This is a genomic window from Crossiella sp. NPDC003009, assembly GCF_053591555.1.
Map to the genome: position 1 here is coordinate 1 of NZ_JBSFUA010000035.1, position 24,293 is coordinate 24,293.

Here is a 24,293-nt window from a genome sequence, read left to right on the forward strand (position 1 = left end):
ACCCGTTATGACCAGACCGCGGTCTCCTACCGGGCAACCATCACCCTGGCCGCACTACTCCTCTGGTCCTCTGGCTTTGAAAACGCCCCCTAGGCCGTGGCGCCGAGGCCCTCACTGCCCGGACTTGCGCTCCCGGAACGCGATCATGTTCATCCGGTTGCCGCACCGCACCCCGCAGAACCGCTTGAGCCCGTTGCGGGACAGGTCCAACAGCAGTCCGGTGCAGTCCGGCGCGGCGCACACCCTGAGCCTGCGCATCTCGTCCATCCGGATCACGTCGGCCAGCGCCATCGCGGCCTCCACCCGGATGCGTTCGGCCAGCGGGGCGTCCGGGGCGGTGGCGTGGATGTGCCAGTCCAGGCCGTCGTGGCGGGCGAGGCGGGGCAGCGCCCGTGCCTCGCGCAGCATCCGGTTGACCACCTCCACCGCCTCGTCGCGGTCCAGCGTCCATACCTGCCGCAGCAGGTCCCTGGTGGCGCGGACCTCGCGTAGCTCGGCCTCGTCGTGGTCGATGCGGCCGGAGTAGGTGCACCGGGCCAGCAGGTCGGCCAGCTGCTCGACGGTGGCCAGCTCGTCCGCGCCGCTGCGGGAGGCGCCGGGGTCGGTGTTGCCGAGCATCACCACGAACTCCAGCGACTCCTCCGTGTCAGGGGCAAAACGCAATTTGACTCCTCACATCCCCGGACCTAGCGTCAGGACTGAAGCAACGTTAGCTCATGACACACAGCCGGGAGGCGCCATGAAGTTGTCGCCGACGTCCGCGGGGCTTGCCGCGGCGATCGTCTCCGTAGTCTCCTTCGGCACCTCGGGGCCGTTCGTGAAACCGCTGCTCACCGCGGGCTGGTCGCCCGCGGCCGCGGTCACCGCGCGGGTGCTGGTGGCCGGGCTGGTGCTGCTGCCGTTCACCGTGGCCGCCCTGCGCGGGCGCTGGGAGCTGCTGTGGCGCGCCCGGTGGCGGGTGCTCGGCATGGGACTGGTCGGGGTCGCCTTCACCCAGCTCACCTACTTCGCCGCGCTCCAGCGCATCCCGGTCGCCACCGCGCTGCTGGTGGAGTTCCTGGCCCCGTTGCTGCTGGTCGGCGTCACCTGGGTGCTGACCCGGCGCAGGCCGGGGCTGAGCGTGCTGGCCGGTTCGGTGCTGGCGGTCGGCGGGCTGGTGCTGGTGATCGGACCCGGCGCGGTGCAGGCCGTGGACCCGATCGGCCTGCTCATCGCCTTCGGCGCGGCGATCGGCTGCGCGGCCTACTTCGTGATCGCGGCCCGGCCCAGTGCGGGCCTCTCACCGGTGGCGCTGGCCGGGTCCGGGCTGCTGCTGGCCGGGGTGGTGCTGCTGCTGACCGGCGCGGCGGGCCTGCTGCCGTTCACCGCGACCTTCGGCGAGGTGCCGCTGCTCGGTTCGCCCGCACCGTGGTGGGTTCCGCTGCTGGTGGTCGCGGTGATCTCCACCGCGGTGGCCTACGCGACCGGGATCGCCGCCTCCAGTCTGCTCGGCTCGCGACTGGCCTCCTTCGTCGGACTGCTGGAGGTGGTCTCGGCCTCGGTGTTCGCCTGGCTGCTGCTGGGCGAGGAGCTCACGCCGCTGCAGCTGGCAGGCGGGGCGCTGATCCTCGGCGGGATCGCCGCCGTCCGGGCCGAACGCCCCGCCCCGCCAGCCGCTCAGACTCCGGCCAGCACCTCCGTCACCGCGAGCGCGGTGTCCGGGTAACGGTCGAGCAGCGCCACCCCTGCCGGAGCTGCGGCGGCCCACTCGCCGTCGCAGCCCAGCAGTCCGGCCACCGCGTCACAGGTGGCCGGGTGGGCGGCCAGCAGCGCGAGACCCTGCGCGGCCCGCCGGGGCTGCGCCGCAACGGGTTCCGGGGCCAGCCACGGCGGCACCCACTCATCCAGCGCCGCGAGCCTGCCGGGGAACAGGCGGCCCGCCTCCCGGATGAGCAGCGGCACCAGCTCCGCGCCGCGGGCGCGCAGGGTGGTGATCAGCGTCGGCAGCCAGGGCAGCAGCACCGGGTCCGGCAGCCGGGCGAAGGCGTTGGACACCGCCTCCACCACGAAGTCGGCCAGCACCGGCGCCGGTTCCAGCGCGTGCACGAACCCACTGAGGTAACGCGGATAAGCGTTGAGCACCAAGGGGTTGCCCAGCAGCTCGTCGCAGCGCGACCGCAGCTCCGCGCGGGAGAGGCGGCCCAGCTGGACCTGCGCCGCCCACAGCAGCGCCACCTTCGACGGCTCCTGCGGGTGCGACTGGGTGATGGCCAGTTCCAGCTGGGTCCGGTCGCAGCCGAGGGACAGCGCCAGGGACTCCATGCTGAACAGGAAGCCCAGCATCGCGGCGACCTGACCGACCCCGGCGTCCTCGTCGGTGAACGCGGTGGGCAGCAGGGTGCAGTAGTGCGCGTAGCCCGCCTTGACGAAGGCCTCGATCCACTGCGGCAGCACGGGTTCGCTGGTGCGGTAGTACGCGAGCAGCCCGCGCACCCGGCGCAGCACCTCCGGCGCGCCGTCGACGGTGCGTTCGGTGGTCAGCACCTCCAGCGCCCGCACGCCCAGCTCTCCGGCCAGCCGGGCGCTGCGCAGGTACCGCAGGGCGTCCTCGACCGCTGCCAGCACCGAGGCGGCGGTGGCCTGCGGGTGGTAAGCCTTGCGCCGCAGCCGTTGCTCCAGCACCTGCTCGATGCTGACGCCCTCGTAGCCCAGCTCGATCAGCGCCCGCTGGTGGGTGCCCAGGGCCAGGTCCCAGGACTCCTGGATCGGCCGCTCGCCGAGCCGCCGCTGCCCCATGATCGGCCGCGCGGCGCCCTGCGGCATCAGGTACCGCAGCATCCACAGCACGTCCGAGCACAACGCGAGCTCCGGCTGACCGGCGATGTCCAGCAGCGCCCGCCGCACCCCGCGCTGGTCCAGCTTGAGGTTCAGCGGCGCGAGCCGGTCGTGCACGTCCCGGGCCAGCGGCGGCAATGCCTCGTAGCCGACCTGGCCGATCCGGTCGCCGCCCATCATGATCTCGACCAGGCGGCGCACGTCCCGCCTGCCGGGCACCACGTCCTTCTCGATGCAGGTGACCGCCGCGTCCTGGAAGTCGTACGGCGTCGGCCGGGCCCGATCTCGCATACCGGCCAACAGGATCGAGGTCTCGAACACCGCGATCGCATCGGCCGTGGAGGCCAGGTAGCCGTTGCGGCGGGCGGCGCGCACGATCTCCACGCACCAGCCCAGCAGCTCGGCCTCGTCCAGCCCGTCCAGCACCGGCGGCCGTTGCAGGAACCCGGAAAGCTGGTCCGCGGGCGTGGTCGCGGCCACCGGGGCGGGCAGGGCCGCGGGCTTCTTCCGCTTCGCCCCGGCCTGTCCGTCCAGCTGGAAGGGTTTCACCTTGGTGCGCTTGAGGTTCTTCGCCCACTCGGTGGCCGCGATGGACACCGAACCGGCGGCCAGCCCGAACTGCGCCTCGATCGCCGCGTTGCTGGACGGGATCAGCCCGTACTGCCAGGTGCTCGCACTGCGCGGGCTGATCGTGAAGCCGTCGCTGCCCGCGACGCCGAACTCCGCGACCCGGCTGGCCGCGTGGAAGGCGCCGCAGACGTAGAGGCAGTCGCCTGGATCAGTGCCGCTGACGGCCAGGTGTTCGCGCATCCGCGTCCACATGTACCGCTCACGGTCCTCATCCACCCGCACCCGGTGCGGGTCGCCGGGCGCGAGCCTGCGGAACAGGCTGCCGATCAGGAACATCACCTGCCGGTAGCTGTCGTGGTCGGCCTCGCCCAGCGGCAGCTCGACGTACTGGTGCCACCACTCCGACCAGTGCCGCACCTTGCCGTGGTGCAGCAGGTGCTCCTCCAGCTCGGCGAAGCGCGGGCGGAGGTCGCCGATCTCCACGCCGACCGCGTCACCGTGCAGGGCAGCCTCTTCCTCGGCGGGTTCGGCGGCCGGGGTTTCCGGGCGGTCCCACTGGAAGACGTGGTCGGCGGAACGGTCCACCAGCACCAGTTCCACCCCAGGGGTGTCCAGGGCATACGCGATCGCCTGGTACTCCGCTGACGCCTCGGTGATCGGCGCGACCACCGACAGCGGCGACCACTCGGCCGGGAAACCGTCCACTTCGGACGCGAACGCCTGCACCGCGACGGGCAGCCGGCAGTTGCGCAGCTCGGTGAGCAGCGGGGCCAGGTCCTCGCACAGCTCCAGGTAGACCACCTTGGGCTGCTTCTCCCGCAGCCGCCGCGCCATCGCCACCGCCGAGGCCGGAGAGTGGTGGCAGACCGGGAAGATCTCCAGCGGCTCGCGCACCGCGCGGTCCACGTCGTCCACGATGCCGAGCAGGATGCCTTCCAGCGCACCGGGTCCGTCGGCGAACGCGGCGGCGGCCTCACTCAGCCGGCCGCGCAGGGTGTCGAAGGCACCGCTCATGACAGGGTGGCGATCGCGTCACGGCCGCCCTCGAGGAACTCCGGCCAGTTCCCGCCCTCGTCCTTGCTGCGCGGCTCGATGACCCCGTGCAGGTACTTGTTCAGGATGGCCAGGTCCTCCGGCGCGCGCCGGGCCAGCGAACCCACCAGCGAGGAGGCCAGCGTGCGGGCGGTCAGCTGCTGCGCGCCGAAGAAGTTGCTGTGCAGGATGGCGTCCTCCAGCACGCCGATCTGCTCCGCGGTGGACAGCGCGGACTCCAGCTTCTCGTCATCGCTGCCCGCGGCGGCCGCGGCCGCGCGCAGGTCGGCGAAGCTGCGCAGCAGCACGTCCAGCAGGGTGGGCGGCACGTCCAGCTCGATCTGGTGCCGCCGCAGGAGCTCCTCGGTGCGGAAGCGGACGATCTGGGTCTCGCTCTTCTTGTTCGTCACCACCGGGATGCGCACGAAGTTGAACCGCCGCTTCAGCGCCGAGGACAGGTCGTTGACGCCCCGGTCCCTGCTGTTCGCGGTGGCGATGATGGAGAAGCCGGGCTTGGCGAAGACGATGTTGTCACTGTCCAGCTCCGGCACCGAGATGTACTTCTCGGACAGGATGGAGATCAGCGCGTCCTGCACGTCGCTGGTGGAGCGGGTGAGCTCCTCGAACCGGCCGATCGCGCCCTGCTCCATCGCGGTCATGATCGGTGAGGGGATCATGGACTGCCTGGACTGGCCCTTGGCGATGACCATGGAGACGTTCCAGGAGTACTTGATGTGGTCCTCGGTGGTGCCGGCCGTGCCCTGCACGACCAGGGTGGAGTTCCGGGAGATCGCCGCGGCGAGCAGCTCGGCCAGCCAGCTCTTGCCGGTGCCGGGGTCGCCGATGAGCAGCAGGCCGCGGTCGGAGGCCAGGGTGACGATGGACCGTTCGACAAAACTGCGGTCCCCGTACCACTTCTGCGCGATCTCCCGGTCCAGGCCGTCGGCCCGCTCGGCGCCGAGGATGAACAGCCGCACCATCTTCGGCGAGAGCCGCCAGGCGAACGGCTTGGGGTTGTCGTCGATGGACTCCAGCCAGTCCAGCTCCTCGGCGTACTTGAGCTCGGCGGGGGCGCGCAACAGGTCGGACATGTCGTGCCTTTCAGGAAGTCAGGAAGGTCTTGAGCTCGTGCACGAGCTTGCTGATGTGACCGGAGAGCACCGGGGTGCCGAGGTCCTTGAAACGCTCGCGGAACCACGGGTTCACGCTGCCCCGGCCCGCGCTGGTGACCGAGCCGACCGGGATGAACTTGGCCCCGGAGCGGTGGATGGCGGCCATGCTCTCGAACAGCGGCTCGCTCTGCCACTCGTAGAAGTCGGAGATCCACACCACCACGGTGTTGCGTGGTTCGGCGATCTTCGGCTGGGCCAGCGCCATCGCGACCGTGCCGTCGGTGCCGCCGCCGAGGTTGGTGCGCAGCAAGGTCTCGAAGGGGTCCTGCACCCACGGCGTGAGGTCCAGCGCCTGGGTGTCGTAGGCGATCAGATGAACGTCCACTTTGGGCAGTCCGGCGAAGATGGAGGCCAGGATGGTGCAGTTGACCATCGAGTCCACCATGGAACCGGACTGGTCGACCACCGCGATCAGCCGCTGCGGGGTGTTCTTGCGCGCGGTGTGCTTGTAGTAGAGGCGGTCGACGTAGAGCCGTTCTTCTTCCGGGCTCCAGTTGACCAGGTTCTTCCAGATCGTGCGGTCCAGGTCCAGGTTGCGGAAGACCCGCTTGGGCGGCACCGAGCGGTCCAGCGCGCCGACGGTGGCCTTCTCCACCTGGGTGCGCAGCACCTCGGCGACCTCGTCGACGAACCGGCGGATCAGCGACTTGGCGTTGGCCAGCGCCACCCCGGAGAGGTTGTCCTTGTCCCGCAACAGCTGCTCGATCAGCGACATGCTCGGTGTCAGCCGCGCGGCCAGCGCCGGGTCGGCGAGCACCTCGCGCAGGTGCATCCGCTTGACCAGATCCCCTTCCAGGGCAGCGAGTTCCGGTCCGATCTCCGGGATCAGGTTGCCGAGGTCGGGGGTGGGGCCGCCGACCCCGGTGCCGGTCGGGCTGACACCCCGGCCACCAGCCCGGCCACCGCGCAGCTCCCCCGGCTTGCAGCCCAGCGCGCGTTCCAGCCAGGCCGCGTCGGCCTGCCAGCGGGACAGCTGCCCGGCGCTGACCGTGCCGGAGCCGGTGGCGAAGACGTTGAGCAGCACCTTGGACACCAGCGCCGCCCGCCGCACCTCAGCCGCCTGGTCCCGGTCCGCCGCAGGGTCGACGACCATCAGGCCGTCGAACTCCGCGGCCAGTTCCGGATGCCGCTGCACCACGGAGTCCACCCCGGCCTGCGGGTCCAGCAAGGCCGGTGGCAGGCCGATGTCCTCGACCACGGCGAGGCTGGCCGACTCCAGCGCGGCCTGTTCCTCCTGGTCGAACAGCCTGGCCAGCAGCCGCCAGTACAGCACCTGGCGGCGGTTCTCCTGCGCCTGACTCATTTCCGCAACAACCTTCCGGCGCGCTCGCGCAGCACCGCGGCGGCGTCGGTGGCGGCCTTCTCCGCCTTGACCCCGGCCTTGTCGGTGGTGCCCCCGGCCCACGCACCCGCGTGTAACACAACGGTTTTCTTGCGCACGGCGGACTCCACTGCCAGCGGCTGCACGCGGAAGTCCCCAGATTCCCAGCGCAGCAAACCGATGCACGCGGTGGAGGTCGCCACGGCTTCGGGTGTGAGTGGCCCGGCGACCGGGATGCGGTCGGCGTCCACGGCCAGCCGGTGCCCGGCGATGGTGAGGGTCAGCGTGTCCTCGTCCCGCTCGATGGCATAGCCCTCAAGGAAAACCGGGACGGCGATGCGGGCCGGGTGCCGGTCCAGCGGCGCGGTCGCCGGGGTGAGCGCGGCGGGCAGGGCGACCCTGGCGGTGGCGAAGGCGTCGGCTGGTTCGCCGAGGCGGGCGTGCTCGTCCTGCCAGATCAGGTCGCCCTCGGCGGTGATCGGCATCCCGGTCAGCTCCATCGCGCGGCCCTCGCTGAGCGCGGTCAGCAGCGACAGGTGCGGCCGCAGCAGCTGCCAGATCCCCGCGCCGATGATGGTGTCCGGCTTGGGCGCGGACACACTGGCCCGCACCAGCCGGGCCGGTCCGTCGAGGGGCTCGAACACCGCGTGCACCTGGGCCTGCGCGGCGGTCGGATGCTCGTGCAGGTCGACCCCGAGCGGCAGCAGACGGCCGGTGGCCGTGCCGGTGGCGGGAGCGGGGCTGGCCAGGGTCAGCAGCATCGCGCGGGACCACAGGTCGGCCCAGCGCCGCAACGGGATCCGGTCCAGCGCCGTCCCGGGGCAGGAGGCGGCGAGCTCAGCCGCGAAGCCGTCCAGCAGGGCGGCCAGCCGGCGCAGGCCGGGTGCCGGCAGCAGCGCGGAGATCACCGGTGCGGCACCGGAAACCAGGTCGTGGTCGATGCCCTGCCACCCGGCGCGGGCCAGGTCGGCCAGCCAGGACCGGGCGGCGGCAAGCAGGTTCGGTGACTCGGGCGAACCCGGCGTGGGTTCGGTGTCCTCGCCAAGGCCGCGGCCGGTGGCCTCGGTGACGCGGGCCAGCAGCGCGTCGTGCACCGAGCCGAACAGCGCGGCGCGGGCCGCGGCGAGGACGAGGAAGTGCTCCTCCCCCGCCGCGCCCGCCGCGGTCTTCTCCACCGCCTCGGCGACCCGGTCCGCCAGCGGTGACCCCGCGAGGGCGTCGGCGAGCCCGATCAGACCGGCGGGCTGCGGACGGAGCAGCCCGGCGACCAGCGTCCCGTCAAAGGCGTCGATCGCGGTCAGGGCTTCGTCAAGTCCGGCAACGGGATCGGCGAGCAGGTCGGCGCGCATCACACCACCGCCCTGGTGGAGGGGAACCACTGCATCTCCGGCAGCGGCGCGGTGCTCGGGGCGAGCTCCAGGTAGGCCAGGTGCCGCAGGAACTGGCTGAACACCGGCGCGGCCGCGGCGCTGTCCCCCTGCGGCGGGTTGGCGTGGCTCATGGTCGCGGCGATGTCCTGCGCGGTCAGCTCCCCGGGCTCGACCCGCAGGTAGCGCGCCACCCGCTCGCCGCCGTACTGCAGGACCGCCTCGGTGACCATCGCCAGGATGTGGTTGCAGAAGTAGCCGCGGGCGCCGCCGCACGGGCGGTTGTTGTTGGTGCTACAGGTGAACGCGTACGTGCCTGCCGCGACCGAGGAGACGTACACCCGCCCGATGTCCGAGCCACTGGACACCACCCCCTGCACCCGTCCGTCGGCCAGTTCGACGAACGGGACCTTGGCCAGTTTGCGCGGCCGGGCGGGCGCCAGCACCCGGGCCGTGCTCGACCTCTGCCAATCGGACAACGCACCATCTCCTTCTGCCGAGTCCCGGTCACACCACCGTGACGGGGACTCGGCAGAACGTAGTGGCGGCCACCGACAATTCCGATCTTGCCCAGCTCAGCCGCCCGGCCCGCCGATCTGCACCACCCCGTTGAGCGGCGTGCCGACCGAGGTCCTGGCCACCGCGGCGGCGACGCAGTTCGCACAGCAGCCCGGGTACTGGCCGCCCCCGCCGCAGGGGCCGTACGGACCACCGCCACCGCCCGGCTCCCCCGCCGCTGACGATCCCGGCGCACCGCCGGAGCAGCCCCGCCAGCCCTCTTGTGGCCGGTCACAACCCGCGGTGGAAAAGTCTGGATCCTGTTCCGTACTCAGCCGAACCGCCCGCTGTGATGATGTCGGGCATCCGGCCACGAGGAGGAACAATGGCGTACCGACCAAGGCGGATGGCAGGGCTGGCGTTCATCACGGCGGCCCTGCTCCTGGCCCCTGTCCAGGCCGCCGCGGCCCCGCCCGGTCACTTCGAGGCGCCGGGGCCGCACGCGGTCACCAAGGTCAGGGGCGGCCCCGACCACACCCTCTACTACCCGAGTGACCTGGGCCGGGGCGGTGTCCAGCACCCGGTGGTGATCTGGGGCAACGGCACCGGCGCCTCCCCCGAACCCTATGACGCGCAACTGCGGCACCTGGCCTCCTGGGGCTTCGTGGTCGCGGCGGCGAACACCACCCAGGCGGGTTCCGGCCGGGAGATGCTCGACGGCGCGCGCTTCCTGATCGCCGAGGACGCCCGGCCGGGCAGCGTGTTCCACGGCAAGATCGACGAGACCAGGGTGGGCGCGGCCGGTCACTCCCAGGGCGGTGGCGGCGCGATCGCGGCAGGCGCGGATCCGTTGGTGGACACCACCGTTCCGCTGATGCCGGGTCCGCAGGGTTCGGTGCCCGCGCTCAACGGGCCGAGCCTGTTCCTGGCGGGGCAGCTCGACCTCATCGTGCCCTCGGTCTACGTCCGCGGCCGTTACTCCTGGGCCGGGCACGTGCCGGCGGTCTTCGCCGAGCTGAAGGGAGCTGACCACTTCTTCCCCGGTGAGACCCGCATCCGGGCTGCCGGTGTGCTGACCGCCTGGTTCCGGTACTGGCTCTCCGGTGACGCGAACGCCCGGGAGATCTTCTTCGGCGCGGACTGCCTGCTGTGCCAGGACAAGTCCTGGTCCTCGGTGGCCCGCAACGAGAAGGCGAGGCAGCTCAGCGGCTGAGCCCGTTCAGCGCGGGGCCGAACCAGTCCGCCAGCGCCTCGGGCAGCCCGGTCAGCTCGGCGCCCGGGGCGGCCCAGGCGACGTAGCCATCCGGGCGGAGCAGCACCGCGGCCAGTTCCGGATGGGACGGGCAGGTCGCGCGGACCAGCCGGACCCGGTCGGCGTGGCCTGCCCCGGCCTCGCGGATCTCCTTGCCGCCCAACAGGTCCAGCAGCACCGCGCGGCCCTGGCCCAGCAGCACCGGCAGCGGGTCGGCACCCACCAGTTCGAGCGGCGGCGCGAACCGGCCGACGAGGGGATGGGCGGAGTCAGGGGCGTAGTCGATGTCGATACCGTTGGCCATCTCGATGAAGTGGCGCTTGGCCGCCGGGATCGTCAGCGTCTCCCGCAACACCTCGCGCAGCGCGGCGACCTGGGCGCCGGGCCGCAGCAGCGCCACCTGGGCCCTGGTGTTGCGCAACACCCGCTCCCCCACCGGGTGCCGCTCGGCGGTGTAGCTGTCCAGCAGCGACTCCGGCGCCAGGCCGCGCACCACCAGGCCGAGCTTCCAGCCGAGGTTCATCGCGTCCTGCAACCCGAGGTTGAGGCCCTGCCCGCCGATCGGCGAGTGCACGTGCGCGGCGTCCCCGGCCAGCAGCACCCGGCCCCGCCGGTAGGTCTCGGCCTGTCTGGTGTTGTCGCTGTACCGGATGGCGGCCGCCAGCTCGGTGATGGTCACCTCGGTCCCGCTGACCCGGCTGATGCTGGCCGCCATCTCCTCGGCGGTCACCGGCTCGTCCCGGTCGGCCGGTCCGCCGTCGAACTCGATGGTGGAGATCTCCCCCGGCACCATCGACAGGCTCAGCAGCCCACGCGGGCCGTGCAGGGCGGGGGTGACCGCGCCGGGATCGGCGAGCTGGGCCACCGCCGTCCGGCCGGTCATGGTCGCGTCCGTGCCGGGGAAGGCGATCCCGGCCCGCTTGCGCACGGTGCTGCGGCCGCCGTCACAACCCACCAGGTAGGCCGCCCGCACCGAGCTCCCGTCGGCCAGCACCGCCCGGACCCCGCCGTACTCCGGCAGCACGTCCACCACCGGGCAGCCGGCGCGGATCCGGACGCCCAGCTCTGCCGACCAGGCGGCCAGCAGCCGCTCCAGCACGTGTTGCTGGAGTAGGAACTGGGTGGGCGCACCCTCGGGATCGGCCGCGTCCTCGATCAGCGGCAGACCGCCGAAGTGACCCTTGGCCCGGTTCTCCGCGAGCAGGCGCACCATCTCGCGGGTCGGGTCCTCGCTCTTGGCGCCGAAGGCGAGCATCTCGAACAGCTCGGCCTGGGCCTCGGCCAACCGGTCGGTCAGTCCGCGCAGCCGCAGCGACTGCACGGTCCGGCCGTTGAGTCCGCGCAAGCCCAGGCTGCGGGTCCGGCGCAGCGCCCCGTCGGCCGCCTCCAGCACCAGCGGATCGGCCCCGGCCAGGCGCAGCTCGGCAGCCAGCAGCAACCCGGTCGGCCCGCCGCCCACCACGATGACATCAGTCAGCGCACTCACCCTCACTTACGGCGTATATGTACGCTGTAAATATGATATGTACGCTGTAAACCTGTCAAGCGAGGGAGATCCAGATGACGCGCAGGGAGCCGTTGAACCGGGAGAAGGTCCTGGACGCGGCCCTCGCGCTGGCCGCGGCGGAGGGCCTGGACGGGTTGTCCATGCGCAAGCTGGCCAAGTCCCTCGGCGTCGAGGCGATGGCGCTGTACAACCACGTGGCGAACAAGACCGACATCCTGGACGGCATCGCCGCGCGGGTGTACGCCGAGATCGAGCGCCCCGACCCGGCGCTGCCCTGGGCCGAGCGGGTCCGTGCCACCGCGCTGAGCTTCTACCGCGTGCTCAGCCGCCACCCGGTGGTGCCGCTGGCCCTGGTCACCGACCAGGCCAACCCCACCACGCTGCGCGCGCTGCAACCGATGGACGACCTGATCGGCGCGCTCTACGAAGCCGGCCTGGACGATGACGGGGTGCGCCAGGCACTGGGCGCGCTGAACGGCCTGATCTTCGGCTCACTGCTGTTGACCACCGCCGGGTTCGCCCGCGCGCACAGCGAACCCGCCGAGACCGGGCACACCGAGATCTACCTCCGGCGGGTGGATCCGGCCAAGCTGCCGCACCTCAGCCGGGCGCTGCCCGCACTCGGCGCGGCCCGGCCGGAACAGGACTTCGAGCGGGCGCTGGACCTGTTGCTCACCGGCCTGACCGCAGCCGCTCCTTCCTGATCGGCAGTTTCACCGGAGGTTTCCCCGTCGCGACCACCTCGCCGTGATGATGTTGCTGGAAAAGTGCTTCGTGGCCCGCCCGCCTTGCACCACGGAGGAACCGCACCATGCACCATCACCTGCCCCGGTCGTCGCCGCCAGGCGGCCGGGCCCGTTCCCTGCTCGCTCTCGGTCTCGGCCTGGCCCTGCTCGCCACCGGCTGCACCGGGCCGGAACCCAGCCAGCCGCCCAAACCGTTCGTGCTCCAGGACGCCGGGATCGCCGAGATCGGGCGCGCGCTCGGCTCGGGCGCGCTGACCAGTGTCGAGCTGACCGCGATGTACCTCAACCGCATCCAGGCCTACGACGCCAACGGGATCAGGCTGAACTCGGTGGTGGTGCCCAACCCGGAGGCGCTGGCCGAGGCCGCGGCCGCCGACCAGCGGCGCGCGGCGGGCAAGGTGCTCGGGCCGCTGGACGGGATTCCGTTCACGGTCAAGGACAGCTACCTGGTCAAGGGGCTCACCGTGGCCTCGGGATCACCGGCGTTCAAGGACCTGGTGGCCGGCGGTGACGCCTTCACCGTGCGCAAGATCCGCGAGGCCGGCGGGGTGCTGATCGGCAAGACGAACATGCCGCCGATGGCCGCCGGTGGCATGCAGCGCGGGCTGTACGGCCGCCCGGAGAGCCCGTACAACCGCGACTACCTGGCCGCGGCCTGGAACTCCGGTTCCTCCAACGGTTCCGCGGTGGCCACCTCGGCCGGCTTCGCGGTCTTCGGCATGGGCGAGGAGACGGTCTCCTCCGGCCGCTCCCCCGCCTCCAACAACGCACTCGTCGCCTACACGCCCTCCCGCGGCCTGCTCTCCATCCGCGGCAACTGGCCACTGTGGCCGGTGATGGACGTGATCGTCCCGCAGACGCGCGGCATGGACGACCTGCTCACCCTGCTCAACACCATCGCGGTCAAGGACGAGGAGACCGCCACCGACTTCTGGCGGGACCAGCGCGCGGTCGCCCTGCCGCCGGTGGAGCAGGTGCGACCGGCCGACCACGCCTCGCTGCGGAAGCCGGATGCGTTGCGCGGCAAGCGGCTGGGCGTGCCGAAGATCTACATCGGCGAGGACCTGGGTGGCACCGACCCGATCGAGATCCGGCCGTCGGTACGCGCCCTGTGGCAGCAGGCGGCCGGGGACCTGCGCAAGCTCGGCGCCGAGGTGGTGCCGGTGGACTTCCCCGTGGCGCACAACCAGGAGCTCGACCGGGTCGGCGCGGTGTCGGCCTACGAACGCGGCCTGCTGCCGCCGGAGTTCCTGCGCACCATGGAAAAGGTGGACGCCTACAGCGCGGAGCGGTTCCTCAAGTCCGTCGGCGACCCCCGGCTGAGCTCCTGGACCCAGGTGGACATGGCCAAGGTCTTCCCGGTCGACCCCGGCTCGATCGAGGAGAAGGAGGGCGTGGACAACCTGGAGTTCTTCCGCAACCATCCCCGGCTGGTGGCCGAGGGGGTGCCCGCCCAGTGGAGCGAGGTGCCGGGACTCGCGGAGTCGTTGCGGGGCCTGGAGAACACCCGCAAGGCCGACTTCGAGGACTGGCTCAAGGCGCGTGGCCTGGACGGCGTGGTGTTCCCGGCCAACACCGACATCGGCCGGGCCGAGGCGGATGTGGACAAGGCGGCCAACGCGGCGGCCAGGAAGAACGGCAGCCGGCTGTCCACCATGAACCAGACCATGCGGCTGCTGGGCATCCCGAGCGTGTCGGTGCCGATGGGGCTGATGGAGGACACCCGGATGCCGGTGAACCTGACCTTCGCCGGCCCGGCCTACCAGGACAACACCCTGCTGTCCTTCGCCTACGCCTACGAGCAGGCCACCCACCGCAGGGTGCCGCCCACCCGCCCGGCCCCGCTGGCCGATGAGACCATCGAGCTGGCGAACAACCCGTTCCCCGAACCGGGGAAGCGCTCCGAGCGGGACGGCCCGCAGGTCACCCTGACGTCCACAGTGGACGGAGAGGTGCTGAAGGTCAACGGCACCGCCGCCGATCCCAGTGGCATCGCGCAGACCCGGTTGTACGTCAACGGTGAGCGGCTCAGCACCACCGGTGACGAGAAGGCGTGGGCGGCGGAGGTCCCGCTGGCGAAGTACCGGTCCTCCGGCGCGCACCGGGCGGACAGCCTGCTGGTGCTCGCGGTGGTGAAGGACCGCGGCGGCAACACCACGGTCAAGACGGTGACCACCCGGCTGACGTGAACCGCGGTCCGTGCCCTGCCAGGACGGGCGGGGCACGGACCGGTTCTTCAGTGGATGCCGCTGGTCTCCAGCCGCCGCACGATCCCGGTGGCCAGCTCGACCACATCCGGTTCCCCTTGCGGGGTCTGGACGGTGGTGCCGTCGACCGGGATGTCGGCCGGCTTGTCCACGCCCGCGCACTCCGAGCGGGTGGCCGGCAGGATGCCGTCGACCAGGTAGCGGTTGACCGTGCTGTCCACGCAGGCGCCGCCGCTGCCGTACTGGCCGTGCTCACCGTCGTTGGGCACGCTGACCAGGTGGTGCCGCAGGGTTTCCGCCATCGCCACGCCGTTGGGGTAGGCGGTCTGGGTGTCGCCCTCGGCGTGCACGACCAGGCCGGTCGGGTAGGTGGTGCGGGTGATCTCAGGCAGCGGCTCGGTGCGGGTGAAGCCGCGGAAGGCGCAGTTGGCAGGCGCCAGGAAGGACACCGTGCGGCCGTAGGGGTGGGTGTCTCGCCACTGCCGCATGTCCCGGTAGTAGTCCCGCTGGTCGCTCGGCCAGTCCCACTCGCAGGTCACCGCCTGGAAGGTGCCGGCCGAGGTCGGCTTGACCAGCGAGCGCTTGGCCAGCTCCAGCAGGGCGGCGTTGCGCTTGGCCAGCTCCGGGTTCCCGTTGCCCGGCAAGGAGTCCAGCAGTTCGCGGACCTGCTGGGAAAAGCCGGCCCACACCGCGCGGTAGCGGGTGTAGAAGCCGGTGAAGGTGTCCAGGTCGGTGACATCGCCCAGCCCGCCGACCGGCTTGGTGGCCAGTGCGGCGGCGATCTCGTCCAGTCCCGCGCGGACCTGCGCCGGGGTGGTGCCCAGGCGGAAGGTCTTGTGCCGCGCGGCGGTCCAGGCGGCCCAGGAGTCGAAGTTGAACTTGATCGAGTGCGCCGAGTCGAGGTCCTGCTCGTGCCAGGTCTTGTTCGGGTCCATGGCCGAGTCCAGGACGCTGCGGTCCAGGTTGCGCGGGAACAGCGTGCCGTACACCGCGCCGAGCCAGGTGCCGTAGGAGTAGCCGAAGTAGTTGATCTTCTTCTCACCCAGCGCGCCGCGGATGACGTCCATATCCCGCGCGGTGTTGCGGGTGGTCACGTGCTTGCGGTAGTCGCCGCCCGCGCGCACGCAGCCGTCCTCGACGTCCCGCGCCTTCGCGGTGAAGTTCGGCAGCTGCGCCTCGGTCGGCCGCGAGGGCTGCGGCAGCTCCAGCAGACTGGCCGCACAGCGCAGCTGGGTGGACTGCCCCACCCCGCGCGGATCGAACCCGACCACGTCGTAGACCCGGCCGACCGGTTGGCCGGCGAACCGGTTCGGCAGCCCCAGTCCCGAACCGCCAGGGCCGCCGGGGTTGACCAGCAGCACCCCGCGCCGACCTGCCTGGTCGGTGGCCTTGCGGCGGCTGATCGCGACCTGCACCCGCTCCGCGCCGGGCTTGGCGTAGTCCATCGGGACCACCACCGTCGCGCATTCCAGCCCGGCCAGGGCCGCGCACGGCGCCCAGCTGAGCTGCTGCTGGTAGAAGGCCTTCAGCTTGGCGGGCACCCCGTCGGCGGCCAGGGCGGGCACCCCGCCCGCGCCGAGTAACGCCACACCCGCCGTGACCGCCACGCCCCACTGCCGCAACCGCACCCTGATCTCCCGTCCGTAGCCGAAAGATCAATCCTCGCCCGGCAGGCCGGCGAGGTCTACCTACTTGCGTCCTGGCGGCGCACCATCTCGTTGATCCAGCTGGGCGCGAACGGAGACGTGCAGTTCGGCGGGGTCGGGTAGTCCTTGAGCACCTCAAGGCGCTCCCCGATGTCCAGGGCGCGGGCGCGGTGCTCAGCGTGCTCGATGCCGATCTGGGCCAGGCAGTGGTTCATCGCCCACTGCAGCCGGTCCGGGGCGTCCTTCATCCGCGCCTCGATCAGGTCGAGCAGGCCGGACAGGTCGAGGCCCTCGGGCTTCTTCACCACGCGTTCGCTGGTCAGCGCCCAGCCCGCGCTCGCCACCACCGGGTCGGGGTCGGCGAACCAGGCCTGGCGCAGCTCCTCGGCGTGCGGGCCCTTCTTCACCACGTAGTTGACCAGCCAGTCGTGCACCTTGGGGGCGCGCGCCTCGCGCAGCATGGCGTCCAGCTCGTCCCGGTCGAAGGCCTTCGGGCGGCAGATCAGCAGCGCCAGCAGCCTGGCCGCGGTGTCGCCCGTGGCCCAGAGCTGGCGGGCCAGGTCCTGCTGGGTCTTCAGCCGCTTGGCGATCGCGCGCAGCTTGGTCAGGTTCACCCCGTGGTCGTCGCCGTGCTTCTCGTTCACCGCGCGCATCTTCGGGTCCTCGAGCGCGGCCAGCTCGGCCCGCAGCTCGGCCACCGTCGTCTCCGCCACCGCTGTCTCCTCGCCTCACCAGTGGCCGCCAGCCTACGAGCAAGCCCCGACAAACCAGGTGACCAGCGGGGGCGCGGCGTGGGTCACATCCTGGGAAATGGCTACGGCCCGGCCGACCGGCCGACCGAGGATGACCGGGTGACGCTCACCAGCGAGACCCCCGCACCACTGACCTTCCGCTCGCTGCTCCCGCTGGCCTCGGTCAGCATCTCCGTGGGTCTGGCCGTCGCGCTGGCGATGCCGTTCCTCGGGCTGTTCCTGACCACCCAGGTCGGCGTCGGCCCGGTGGGCCTTGGCGGCTTCCTGCTGGTCATGCCGTTGGCGGGGCTGGTGGTAAGCGCGTTCCTCGGCAGGCTGTCCGACCGGCGGGCGATCCGGCGCAACCTGCTGGTGGCCGGATCGGTGGCGGGCGCGCTGGGCTCGCTGGCCTTCGCCGTGGTGCGCGACTACTGGGTGCTGCTCGGCATCTCGGTGACCCTGCTGGCGGTGGCCTCCTCGGTGCTGGCGCAGATGTTCGCCTACGCGCGGCAGGCCGTGGAGCGCAGCGGGTCGAGCAGGGCGCCGGTGGTGATCAGCAGCCTGCGCACGGTGATCTCGCTGGCCTGGGTGGGCGGGCCGCCGCTGGCCGCACTGCTGGTGTCCTGGGCCGGGTACGCCGGGCTCTACCTGGCCAGCGCCGGGTTCTACCTGCTGGTCGCGGCGTTCACCCTCCGGCTGCCGGAGCTCGGCGGCAGCACCTCCACCCGGCCGGTCGGTCGGCTGGGCGGCCCGGCGCGGCCGCAGCTGGTGTGCGCGGTGCTGGCCTTCGCCGCACTGCAGGGCGCGCTGTCGCTGGGCGGCAAGGCGCTGCCGCTGTACGTGACCACGGACCTGGGCGGCACCGAGTCCGACGCCGGCCTGATCCTCGGGCTGTGCGCCGCCCTGGAGATCCCGCTGATGCTGGGCTTCGGACTGCTCGCGGTGAAGCTGGACCAGCGGCGGCTCGTGCTGCTCGGCGCGGTGGTCTCGGTGGTGTACCAGGCGAGCATGGCGGCCACCGTGGCCACCTGGCAGGTAGCCGCGGCCCAAGCGCTCAACGCGGTGGTGATCTCGGCGCTGATGGGCGTGGGCATCTCCTACTTCCAGGCGCTGGCTCCGGACCGGCCGGGGTTCACCACCACGCTGTACTCCAACACGCTGACCGCGGGCGGCATGCTCGCCGGCCCGCTGCTCGGCCTGGCCCACCAGCTCGGCTACCGCACCGCATACTTGATGAGCCTGGCCCTGGCCGTGCTCGGCGTGGTGCTGCTGGTCATAACCGGGATGATCGCGTGCAGGGCCGGTGTTGTGCCTGGTGGCGAGACGAGCGAGAGAGCGGAGCGAGAACATGACCGCGGCGAGTGAGAAGGCCGTGCTGGCCGGTGGCTGCTTCTGGGGCATGCAGGACCTGTTCCGCAGGCACCCCGGCGTGCTCACCACCCGGGTCGGCTACACCGGCGGCGACGTGCCCAACGCGACCTACCGCAACCACGGCAGTCACGCCGAGGCCATCGAGATCGTCTTCGACCCGGCGCGGCTGAGCTACCGCCAGATCCTGGAGTTCTTCTTCCAGATCCACGACCCAAGCACCCGGAACCGGCAGGGCAACGACATCGGCGCCAGCTACCGCTCGGCCATCTTCTACCTGGACGAGGAGCAGAAGCGCCTCGCCGAGCAGGTCATCGCCGAGGTGGACGCCTCCGGCAAGTGGCCGGGCAAGGTGGTCACCGAGGTCACCCAGGCGGGGGACTTCTGGGAGGCCGAGCCGGAGCACCAGGACTACCTCGAGCGCTACCCGAACGGCTACACCTGCCACTACGTGCGGCCGGAGTGGCAGCTCGGCGAGCGCTGACCCTGGGATTACCCTGATCTTCCTGGCGGTGCGCCGCCCTTGTGGGCAGTATCGGGTCGTGTGAGACCTGCTACCACACGTAATCGAACCCTGCTGACGTTGGTCGCCGGCGCGCTGGCCGTATCCGGCGCGGTCGTGGCGCCGGGCGTGGCCTCGGCCGCACCGGCGCCCTCGGTCAACTGGCAGCCCTGTCCGGACGCCGCCGGCGTCGACTGCGCGACCATCGACGTCCCGGTGGACTGGGCCAAGCCCACCGGTGACAAGATCCAGATCGGGCTGGCCCGGCGCAAGGCCAAGGACCCGGCCAAGCGCATCGGCTCGATCCTGATGGACCCGGGCGGCCCCGGCGGCTCCGGTGTCGGCTCGGTCAAGTCGGGCGAGCTGTTCACCGAGGCCGCCCGCGAGCGCTTCGACCAGGTCGGCTTCGACCCGCGCGGGATCAACACCAGCAGCAAGCTGCTCTGCGACCGCGACCTGGCCAGCCAGGCCACCGCGGCGCGGCATCCCACCAGCCAGGCCGACTTCGACAAGCTGGCCGGGCTGAACCGGGCGCTGCACGACAGCTGCCGGGCCAACTCCGGCAAGCTCGCCGACCACGTGGACAACCTGAACACCGTCCGGGACATGGACGCCATCCGGGTCGCCCTCGGTGAGCAGAAGCTGACCTACGTCGGCTACTCCTACGGCAGCCTGATGGGCCAGCAGTACGCGGAGAAGTTCCCGCACCGGGTCCGCGCGCTGGTGCTCGACGGCAACATGGACCACAGCCTGAAGACCGCGTGGGACTTCATGCGCAGCGAGACCGCGCCGGTCGAGCTGGGCTTCGTCAAGTTCGCCAACTGGTGTGACACCACCACGACCTGCGCGCTCCACGGCCAGGACACCAAGAAGGTCTACGCCGAGCTCAAGGCCAAGGCCAAGGCGGGCAAGCTGATCGGCTCCGGCGGCAAGCCGGTGGACTTCTACCAGCTGGCCGGTCAGGCCTTCGGCGTCACCCGCCCGGCGAACTGGACCCACCTGGCCACCGCGCTGCGCAACCTCAAGGACGGCTCCGGTTCCGAGGCGCTGGAGGCCCTGGCCGGCCCGGTGGCCAACGTGCCGTACCCGTCGATCTGGTGCAGCGACTGGAGCTACCCGGTGCGCGACTACGCCGAGTACCAGCGCCTGCGCGACCGGCTGTCCCGCCAGTTCAGCAACGTCGAGTGGACCCCCTACGTCGACCACGCGCTGACCTGCGTGAACAGCGGCACCAAGACCACCAACCCGCAGCGCCGCCTGGAGATCCGCAACGCGCCGCCGCTGGTGATGATCGGCAACATCCACGACCCGGCCACCGTGTACGAGTGGAACGTCACCGCGGCCAGGCAGAGCGGCGCCCACCTGATCACCTATGAGGGCTGGGGCCACACCGCCTACCGGCAGACCGGTCCGAGCCCGTGCGTGAACGCGGCGGTGGACGAATACCTGATCAACCTCAAGACGCCGAAGCGGGGCCTGTCCTGCCCGGCGACCGAGAAGCCCGGCGCGGCCGAGACGGCCAGCCAGGAACCGATGGCCGGCCCGTACCAGGCCGCCTGACCGACGGTGGTGGCCACGGACTCGCCAGGCGGGTCCGTGGCCCCCGCGGTCACGCTGGCGGGCTGAGCGGCAGCCGCAGCACGAACTCCCCGTCGTCGACCTCCCCGGTGAGCTCGAAGCCGAACCGCCGGTAGAACGGCCACGGCTCCCCCTCCCCCGGCTGGTAGCTGGTGAGCAGCTCGGTGCCCCCGTCCGCGCGGACGAGCGCCACCACCAGCCGCAGCACCTGCTCGCCGTAGCCGCACCGCTGATGCCGGTGGTCGATCAGCAGCCGCCACAGGAAGTACCGGCCGAGGACGCTGGGACGGCCGGGCGGCACGTCCCAGCTGAGCATCACGAAGCCGACCGGCTCGTCCCCGGCGTAGACCGCCCGGTACCAGGGCTCGGCCTCCGGGGCCGCCGCGGCGTCGGCCAGCGACTGGGTCACCGAGGCGACGAACTGCTCCTGGTCGGGCCGCACGCGCAGCGCGCACACCGCGTCCCGGTTCTCCTCGGTGATCTCGCGCAAGTGCACTTCCGGTGTCCCCATGGCGCTACCTTCCCACGGCGGGCGCGCCGGGTTCGCAGTTGCTCAGCGGCCTTCCCGGTCGTCGAGCCGGGCGCGGTAGGCCACCCGGTCCGGGCTGTCCGGGCGCAGCGCGCGGTCGTCGCGGAACAGCTTGCGGATGGCGTTGAGGACCGGTTCGGGGGTGATCGAGGCGGCCGCCGCGAGCGCGCCGACATAGCCGGGGACCGCGATCTCGGCCCGGCGGGTCCGCACCGAGCGCAGCACGGCGGCGGCGATGGCCTCGGGGGTGACCTTGGGGATGGGCTTCATGTCCAGGCCCGCGGACAGGGCGGTGTCCACCGCGGAGGGGAGCACGGTGGTGATGCTGACGCCGCGGCAGGCGTACTCGCGGCGGGTGGCGGCGCTGAGGCCGACCACGGCGAACTTGCTCGCGTTGTACATGGCCAGTCCGGGCACCGGGAACTTCCCGGCCAGCGAGGCGATGTTGACGATGTGGCCGCGGCCGCGAGCCAGCATGCCGGGCAGGGCCAGGCGCATGCCGTGCACCACGCCGAACAGGTTGACCTCCACCATCAGGCGGTTCACCCGCTCGTCCAGGTCCAGGAAGCCGCCGTTGGGCATCACACCGGCGTTGTTGACCAGCACGGCCAACTCGCCGTCGGCAGCCTCGGCCAGGAAGGCGCGGAAGGAGTCCTGGTCGCGGACGTCGAGGTGGTGCGCGGTGCCACCCAGCTCGGCCGCGGTCTTCTTGGCCAGCGCCAGGTCCAGGTCGCCGATGGCCACCCGGGCGCCCTGGGCGGCGAAGGCGGTCGCGGTGGCGCGGCCGATGCCCCGCGCGCCACCGGTGATCGCGACCGTGGCCCCGCGCAGGTCCAGGGGCGGGTAGCGGGTCATGCGGCGACTCCCCTGGCGATCGCCGCGCGCACCCGGTCGGGCGCGTGCAGCCTGGCTGCGTCCATTGTGGACTGAACTCGGCGCGGGTCCACGAAGTTGAAGCCCATCGCGGCCAGTTCGGCCGGGCCTGGTTCGACGCGGATCACCTTGGTGCCGCGCAACTTGCGGAGCTCTCGGTTGAGGCCGAGGGTCATCCGGCGGCGCAGCAGGCGTTCCAGGCGGGACAGGCCGGTGGCGGGGGCCGGGTGTTCGCTGGTCATCGGGGCCAGCACGACGAGCTCGTCCAGTTCCAGCGGGGCGAGCAGGTCGGCGGAGACCGAGGAGACCGTGCCGCCGTCCAGGTAGTGCCGACCGGCGATCAGCACCGGTGGGAACCAGCCGGGGATGGCCCAGGACGCGGCGATCGCCTGCCCCAGACCGGCTTTCGGCGCATCCGGCGATCCGAAGGCGACCCTGGCACCGGTGGCGGCGTCGGCGGCCACGATCCAGGTGGCCGGGTGCGCGACCCAGTCGCCGACGCTCGCGGTCCGCTCGTCCGCGCGTCGCTCGTCGGCGAGCCGGGCCCCGAGCTCGCGCAGCCAGCCCGCGTCGCCACCGCCCCTGGGCAACAACCCGGCCAGCCGCGCGGTCAGGTCGATCTCGCCGCGCGCCAGCAGTCCGCGCGCGGGCCAGTCCAGGCGGGGCAGCGGCGGCCGTTTCCCTGGGTGGTGGGCCAGGTGCCGGGCGAGGACCGGGTCGTCGGTGGCTCCGTCGAGGGCGGCCACGATGTCGTCGGCGGAACGGCCGGAACCCAGCAGGGCCACCACCTCCGAGCCCGCTGAGGTGCCGAGCAGGACCTCGGCGGTGCGCGGGTCCCAGTCGAGTTGCCGTTGCACCGCTTGCAGTGCGATGGCGGTCCAGGCGAAGCCGAGGGTGCCGCCGCAGCCGATCGCGAGTCCCCGCCTAGGCCGTGCCCGCACAGTCTCGTCTGCGGGAGTCGTGATCGGTTCGGTCGCTGGCGGTGCGGCCGGGACGCCCTCGTACCGGGCGTACTCGGGCGTTCCGGCCGTGCCGCCAGCGACCGAACCGGCGCGGCTACCGCGGGCGGGACTGTGCGGGCGCGGCCTAGACATAGGAGTAGTCCGAGAGCGGGAAGCGGGAGGCTTCGCGGTGCGCGTTCACGGTGGAGGTCGGGCGGAGCAGGGTGGCCTCGCCGTGCTGGTTGAAGTAGTAGCTGTTCGCGGTGGCGCACTGGCCGAGCGCGAACACCGAGTCGCCCACCCGGTCGGTCATCCGGGCCAGGAACCGCTCGTTGGCCTGTTCGGTGACCTCGAAGACCTGCGCGCCGCGCCCGCGCATCGCGGTGAACAGCCGGTCCATGTGCTTCATCTGGCACTCGATGGTGGTGAAGTAGGACAGGCCGCTGTAGGAGTACGGGCTGTTCAGCGAGATGAAGTTGGGGAAGCCGGGCACGGTCACGCCCTCGTAGGCCTGGAACCGGTTCTCCCGCCACCACTTGCCCAGGTTCTTGCCGTCCCGGCCGATGATCTCGATGGCCGGGAAGTTGACGTCCCACAGGTTGAAGCCGGTGGCCAGCAGCAGCACGTCGATATCGGTGCGGCGGCCGTCCGCGGTGACGATGCCGCCCTCGTCGACCCGCTCGATCCGGGTGGTCTCCAGGTGCACGTGCGGGCGGGTGAAGGCGCGGAAGTAGGTGTTGGAGAAGGTCGGCCGCTTGCAGCCGAAGGAGTAGTCCGGGGTGAGCTTGCGGCGCAGCTCCGGGTCGGGCACCTGGCGGCGCAGGTGCGCGCGGCAGGACCGCTCGGCCAGCCGGTTGGCGATCCGCAGCCGCCGGTAGTGCACCACGCCGGTGATCATCAGCAGTTCCAGGATCGCGCTGCCGATCAGCCGCACCGCGCGCTGGGCCGGCGGGAAGGCCGCGAACAGCCGCCGGACCGCAGCCGGGATGCGGTAGTCGGGTTTGGCGCTGACCCAGATCGGGGTGCGCTGGTAGACGGTCAGCTCGGCGGCGACCTTGGCCACCTCGGGGATCAGCTGCACCGCGGTCGCGCCGGTGCCGATGATGGCCGCCCGCTTGCCGGTCAGGTCGTAGCCGTCGTCCCAGGCGGTGGTGTGGATGACCTTGCCGCCGAAGGAGTCGATGCCCTCGATGTCGGGCACCTTCGGCTGGGAGAGGAAGCCGGTCGCGGTGAGCAGGTAGCGCGCCGTGACGCTCTCCCCGCCCGCGATGGTCACCCGCCAGTGGGTTTCGGCGTCCTCCCAGTACGCGCCGGTGACCACGGCGCCGAAGCGCATCGAGGAACGCAGGTCGTACTTGCCGGCCACGTGCTCGGCGTAGCGCTTGAGCTCGGCGCCGGGGGCGAACAGCCGGGACCAGTGCGGGTTGGGCTCGAAGGAGTAGGAGTAGGTGGCGGACGGGATGTCCACCGCGAGGCCCGGGTAGCGGTTGACGTGCCAGGTGCCGCCGAGGTCGTCCTCCCGCTCCAGGATGAGCAGCCGGTGGAAGCCGAGCCGTTTCAGCTGGATCGCGGCGCCCATGCCGCCAAAACCGGCTCCCACGATCACGGCGTCGTACTGCGCGGCCATAGGTGACCCTCC

Annotated in this window: 20 protein-coding genes; 7 read left to right on the top strand and 13 right to left on the bottom strand. The window is 71.8% G+C overall.

The window, feature by feature from the left end; genetic code table 11:
- Positions 1–111: 111 nt before the first annotated feature.
- Complete coding sequence (locus ACWDY5_RS29130; protein WP_449725341.1) at positions 112–663, bottom strand: CGNR zinc finger domain-containing protein; 552 nt, start codon at positions 661–663, stop codon at positions 112–114.
- 76 nt (positions 664–739) lie between these two features.
- Between ACWDY5_RS29130 and ACWDY5_RS29135 the strand changes: the two genes are divergently transcribed.
- Positions 740–1,705 carry an EamA family transporter gene (locus ACWDY5_RS29135; RefSeq protein WP_449725342.1) on the top strand — a complete coding sequence of 322 codons (966 nt, stop codon included), beginning with the start codon at positions 740–742 and terminating at the stop codon, positions 1,703–1,705.
- On the opposite strand, the gene ACWDY5_RS29140 is transcribed toward ACWDY5_RS29135, so the two are convergent.
- The 5 genes from ACWDY5_RS29140 to ACWDY5_RS29160 are packed head-to-tail and all read right to left on the bottom strand — an operon-like array spanning position 1,657 to position 8,755.
- On the bottom strand, positions 1,657–4,398 hold the full coding sequence (locus ACWDY5_RS29140; RefSeq protein ID WP_449725343.1) for a hypothetical protein: 2,742 nt from the start codon (positions 4,396–4,398) through the stop codon (positions 1,657–1,659). The genes ACWDY5_RS29135 and ACWDY5_RS29140 overlap by 49 nt on opposite strands.
- Entirely contained in the window at positions 4,395–5,507 is a 1,113-nt protein-coding gene (locus ACWDY5_RS29145; RefSeq protein ID WP_252481495.1) for an ATP-binding protein, read from the bottom strand. Before ACWDY5_RS29145 ends, ACWDY5_RS29140 begins: the two co-directional genes overlap by 4 nt.
- A gap of 10 nt (positions 5,508–5,517) precedes the next feature.
- Entirely contained in the window at positions 5,518–6,891 is a 1,374-nt protein-coding gene (locus ACWDY5_RS29150) for a VWA domain-containing protein (protein ID WP_449725344.1), read from the bottom strand.
- Entirely contained in the window at positions 6,888–8,258 is a 1,371-nt protein-coding gene (locus tag ACWDY5_RS29155) for a hypothetical protein (protein ID WP_449725345.1), read from the bottom strand. The genes ACWDY5_RS29150 and ACWDY5_RS29155 overlap by 4 nt, the downstream gene beginning before the upstream one ends.
- Positions 8,258–8,755, bottom strand: a complete 498-nt coding sequence (locus ACWDY5_RS29160; protein ID WP_449725346.1) for a hypothetical protein — start codon at positions 8,753–8,755, stop codon at positions 8,258–8,260. Before ACWDY5_RS29160 ends, ACWDY5_RS29155 begins: the two co-directional genes overlap by 1 nt.
- A 404-nt stretch (positions 8,756–9,159) precedes the next feature.
- On the opposite strand from ACWDY5_RS29160, the gene ACWDY5_RS29165 reads away from it, so the two are divergent.
- Positions 9,160–9,987 carry a poly(ethylene terephthalate) hydrolase family protein gene (locus tag ACWDY5_RS29165; RefSeq protein WP_449725347.1) on the top strand — a complete coding sequence of 276 codons (828 nt, stop codon included), beginning with the start codon at positions 9,160–9,162 and terminating at the stop codon, positions 9,985–9,987.
- On the opposite strand, the gene ACWDY5_RS29170 is transcribed toward ACWDY5_RS29165, so the two are convergent.
- Positions 9,977–11,512, bottom strand: coding sequence for an FAD-dependent monooxygenase (locus tag ACWDY5_RS29170; RefSeq protein WP_449725348.1), 1,536 nt, complete (start codon positions 11,510–11,512; stop codon positions 9,977–9,979). The genes ACWDY5_RS29165 and ACWDY5_RS29170 overlap by 11 nt on opposite strands.
- 74 nt (positions 11,513–11,586) lie before the next feature.
- Here ACWDY5_RS29170 and ACWDY5_RS29175 point away from each other — a divergent pair, with 74 nt between their 5' ends.
- Entirely contained in the window at positions 11,587–12,237 is a 651-nt protein-coding gene (locus ACWDY5_RS29175) for a TetR/AcrR family transcriptional regulator C-terminal domain-containing protein (protein WP_449725349.1), read from the top strand.
- A 107-nt stretch (positions 12,238–12,344) separates the two neighbouring features.
- Positions 12,345–14,468, top strand: a complete 2,124-nt coding sequence (locus ACWDY5_RS29180; protein WP_449725350.1) for an amidase — start codon at positions 12,345–12,347, stop codon at positions 14,466–14,468.
- Between the two features lie 47 nt (positions 14,469–14,515).
- On the opposite strand, the gene ACWDY5_RS29185 is transcribed toward ACWDY5_RS29180, so the two are convergent.
- Both ACWDY5_RS29185 and ACWDY5_RS29190 read right to left on the bottom strand, forming a co-directional pair.
- Positions 14,516–16,114, bottom strand: coding sequence for an alpha/beta hydrolase (locus ACWDY5_RS29185; RefSeq protein ID WP_449725351.1), 1,599 nt, complete (start codon positions 16,112–16,114; stop codon positions 14,516–14,518).
- Between the two features lie 56 nt (positions 16,115–16,170).
- Positions 16,171–16,845 (bottom strand): DNA alkylation repair protein, encoded by a 675-nt coding sequence (locus tag ACWDY5_RS29190; RefSeq protein WP_449725352.1) that lies wholly within the window; start codon positions 16,843–16,845, stop codon positions 16,171–16,173.
- A gap of 78 nt (positions 16,846–16,923) precedes the next feature.
- Here ACWDY5_RS29190 and ACWDY5_RS29195 point away from each other — a divergent pair, with 78 nt between their 5' ends.
- The 3 genes from ACWDY5_RS29195 (at position 16,924) to ACWDY5_RS29205 (ending at position 20,293) form a co-directional block, all read left to right on the top strand.
- A complete protein-coding gene (locus ACWDY5_RS29195; protein ID WP_449725353.1) occupies positions 16,924–18,228 on the top strand; it encodes a sugar efflux transporter in 1,305 nt (434 codons plus the stop codon).
- Complete coding sequence (gene msrA / locus ACWDY5_RS29200) at positions 18,212–18,715, top strand: peptide-methionine (S)-S-oxide reductase MsrA (RefSeq protein ID WP_449725354.1); 504 nt, start codon at positions 18,212–18,214, stop codon at positions 18,713–18,715. The genes ACWDY5_RS29195 and msrA overlap by 17 nt, the downstream gene beginning before the upstream one ends.
- Positions 18,716–18,814: 99 nt before the next feature.
- On the top strand, positions 18,815–20,293 hold the full coding sequence (locus ACWDY5_RS29205) for an alpha/beta hydrolase (RefSeq protein ID WP_449725355.1): 1,479 nt from the start codon (positions 18,815–18,817) through the stop codon (positions 20,291–20,293).
- Positions 20,294–20,342: 49 nt separating this feature from the next.
- Here ACWDY5_RS29205 and ACWDY5_RS29210 read toward each other — a convergent pair whose 3' ends face one another.
- From ACWDY5_RS29210 to ACWDY5_RS29225, 4 genes are all read right to left on the bottom strand, one after another.
- Positions 20,343–20,822, bottom strand: a complete 480-nt coding sequence (locus ACWDY5_RS29210) for a GNAT family N-acetyltransferase (protein WP_449725356.1) — start codon at positions 20,820–20,822, stop codon at positions 20,343–20,345.
- Positions 20,823–20,864: 42 nt separating this feature from the next.
- Positions 20,865–21,695, bottom strand: a complete 831-nt coding sequence (locus tag ACWDY5_RS29215; protein WP_449725357.1) for an SDR family oxidoreductase — start codon at positions 21,693–21,695, stop codon at positions 20,865–20,867.
- Complete coding sequence (locus ACWDY5_RS29220; RefSeq protein WP_449725358.1) at positions 21,692–22,654, bottom strand: patatin-like phospholipase family protein; 963 nt, start codon at positions 22,652–22,654, stop codon at positions 21,692–21,694. Before ACWDY5_RS29220 ends, ACWDY5_RS29215 begins: the two co-directional genes overlap by 4 nt.
- Positions 22,655–22,799: 145 nt before the next feature.
- Positions 22,800–24,281 carry a flavin-containing monooxygenase gene (locus ACWDY5_RS29225; protein ID WP_449725359.1) on the bottom strand — a complete coding sequence of 494 codons (1,482 nt, stop codon included), beginning with the start codon at positions 24,279–24,281 and terminating at the stop codon, positions 22,800–22,802.
- Between the last annotated feature and the right edge of the window lie 12 nt (positions 24,282–24,293).

Coding starts and splice junctions, on each gene's coding strand:
- ACWDY5_RS29135 (WP_449725342.1), top strand. CDS start 740: ATGAAGTTGTCGCCGACGTCCGCGGGGCTTGCCGCGGCGATCGTCTCC.
- ACWDY5_RS29140 (WP_449725343.1), bottom strand. CDS start 4,398: ATGAGCGGTGCCTTCGACACCCTGCGCGGCCGGCTGAGTGAGGCCGCC.
- ACWDY5_RS29145 (WP_252481495.1), bottom strand. CDS start 5,507: ATGTCCGACCTGTTGCGCGCCCCCGCCGAGCTCAAGTACGCCGAGGAG.
- ACWDY5_RS29150 (WP_449725344.1), bottom strand. CDS start 6,891: ATGAGTCAGGCGCAGGAGAACCGCCGCCAGGTGCTGTACTGGCGGCTG.
- ACWDY5_RS29155 (WP_449725345.1), bottom strand. CDS start 8,258: ATGCGCGCCGACCTGCTCGCCGATCCCGTTGCCGGACTTGACGAAGCC.
- ACWDY5_RS29165 (WP_449725347.1), top strand. CDS start 9,160: ATGGCGTACCGACCAAGGCGGATGGCAGGGCTGGCGTTCATCACGGCG.
- ACWDY5_RS29175 (WP_449725349.1), top strand. CDS start 11,587: ATGACGCGCAGGGAGCCGTTGAACCGGGAGAAGGTCCTGGACGCGGCC.
- ACWDY5_RS29180 (WP_449725350.1), top strand. CDS start 12,345: ATGCACCATCACCTGCCCCGGTCGTCGCCGCCAGGCGGCCGGGCCCGT.
- msrA (WP_449725354.1), top strand. CDS start 18,212: ATGACCGCGGCGAGTGAGAAGGCCGTGCTGGCCGGTGGCTGCTTCTGG.
- ACWDY5_RS29210 (WP_449725356.1), bottom strand. CDS start 20,822: ATGGGGACACCGGAAGTGCACTTGCGCGAGATCACCGAGGAGAACCGG.
- ACWDY5_RS29215 (WP_449725357.1), bottom strand. CDS start 21,695: ATGACCCGCTACCCGCCCCTGGACCTGCGCGGGGCCACGGTCGCGATC.
- ACWDY5_RS29225 (WP_449725359.1), bottom strand. CDS start 24,281: ATGGCCGCGCAGTACGACGCCGTGATCGTGGGAGCCGGTTTTGGCGGC.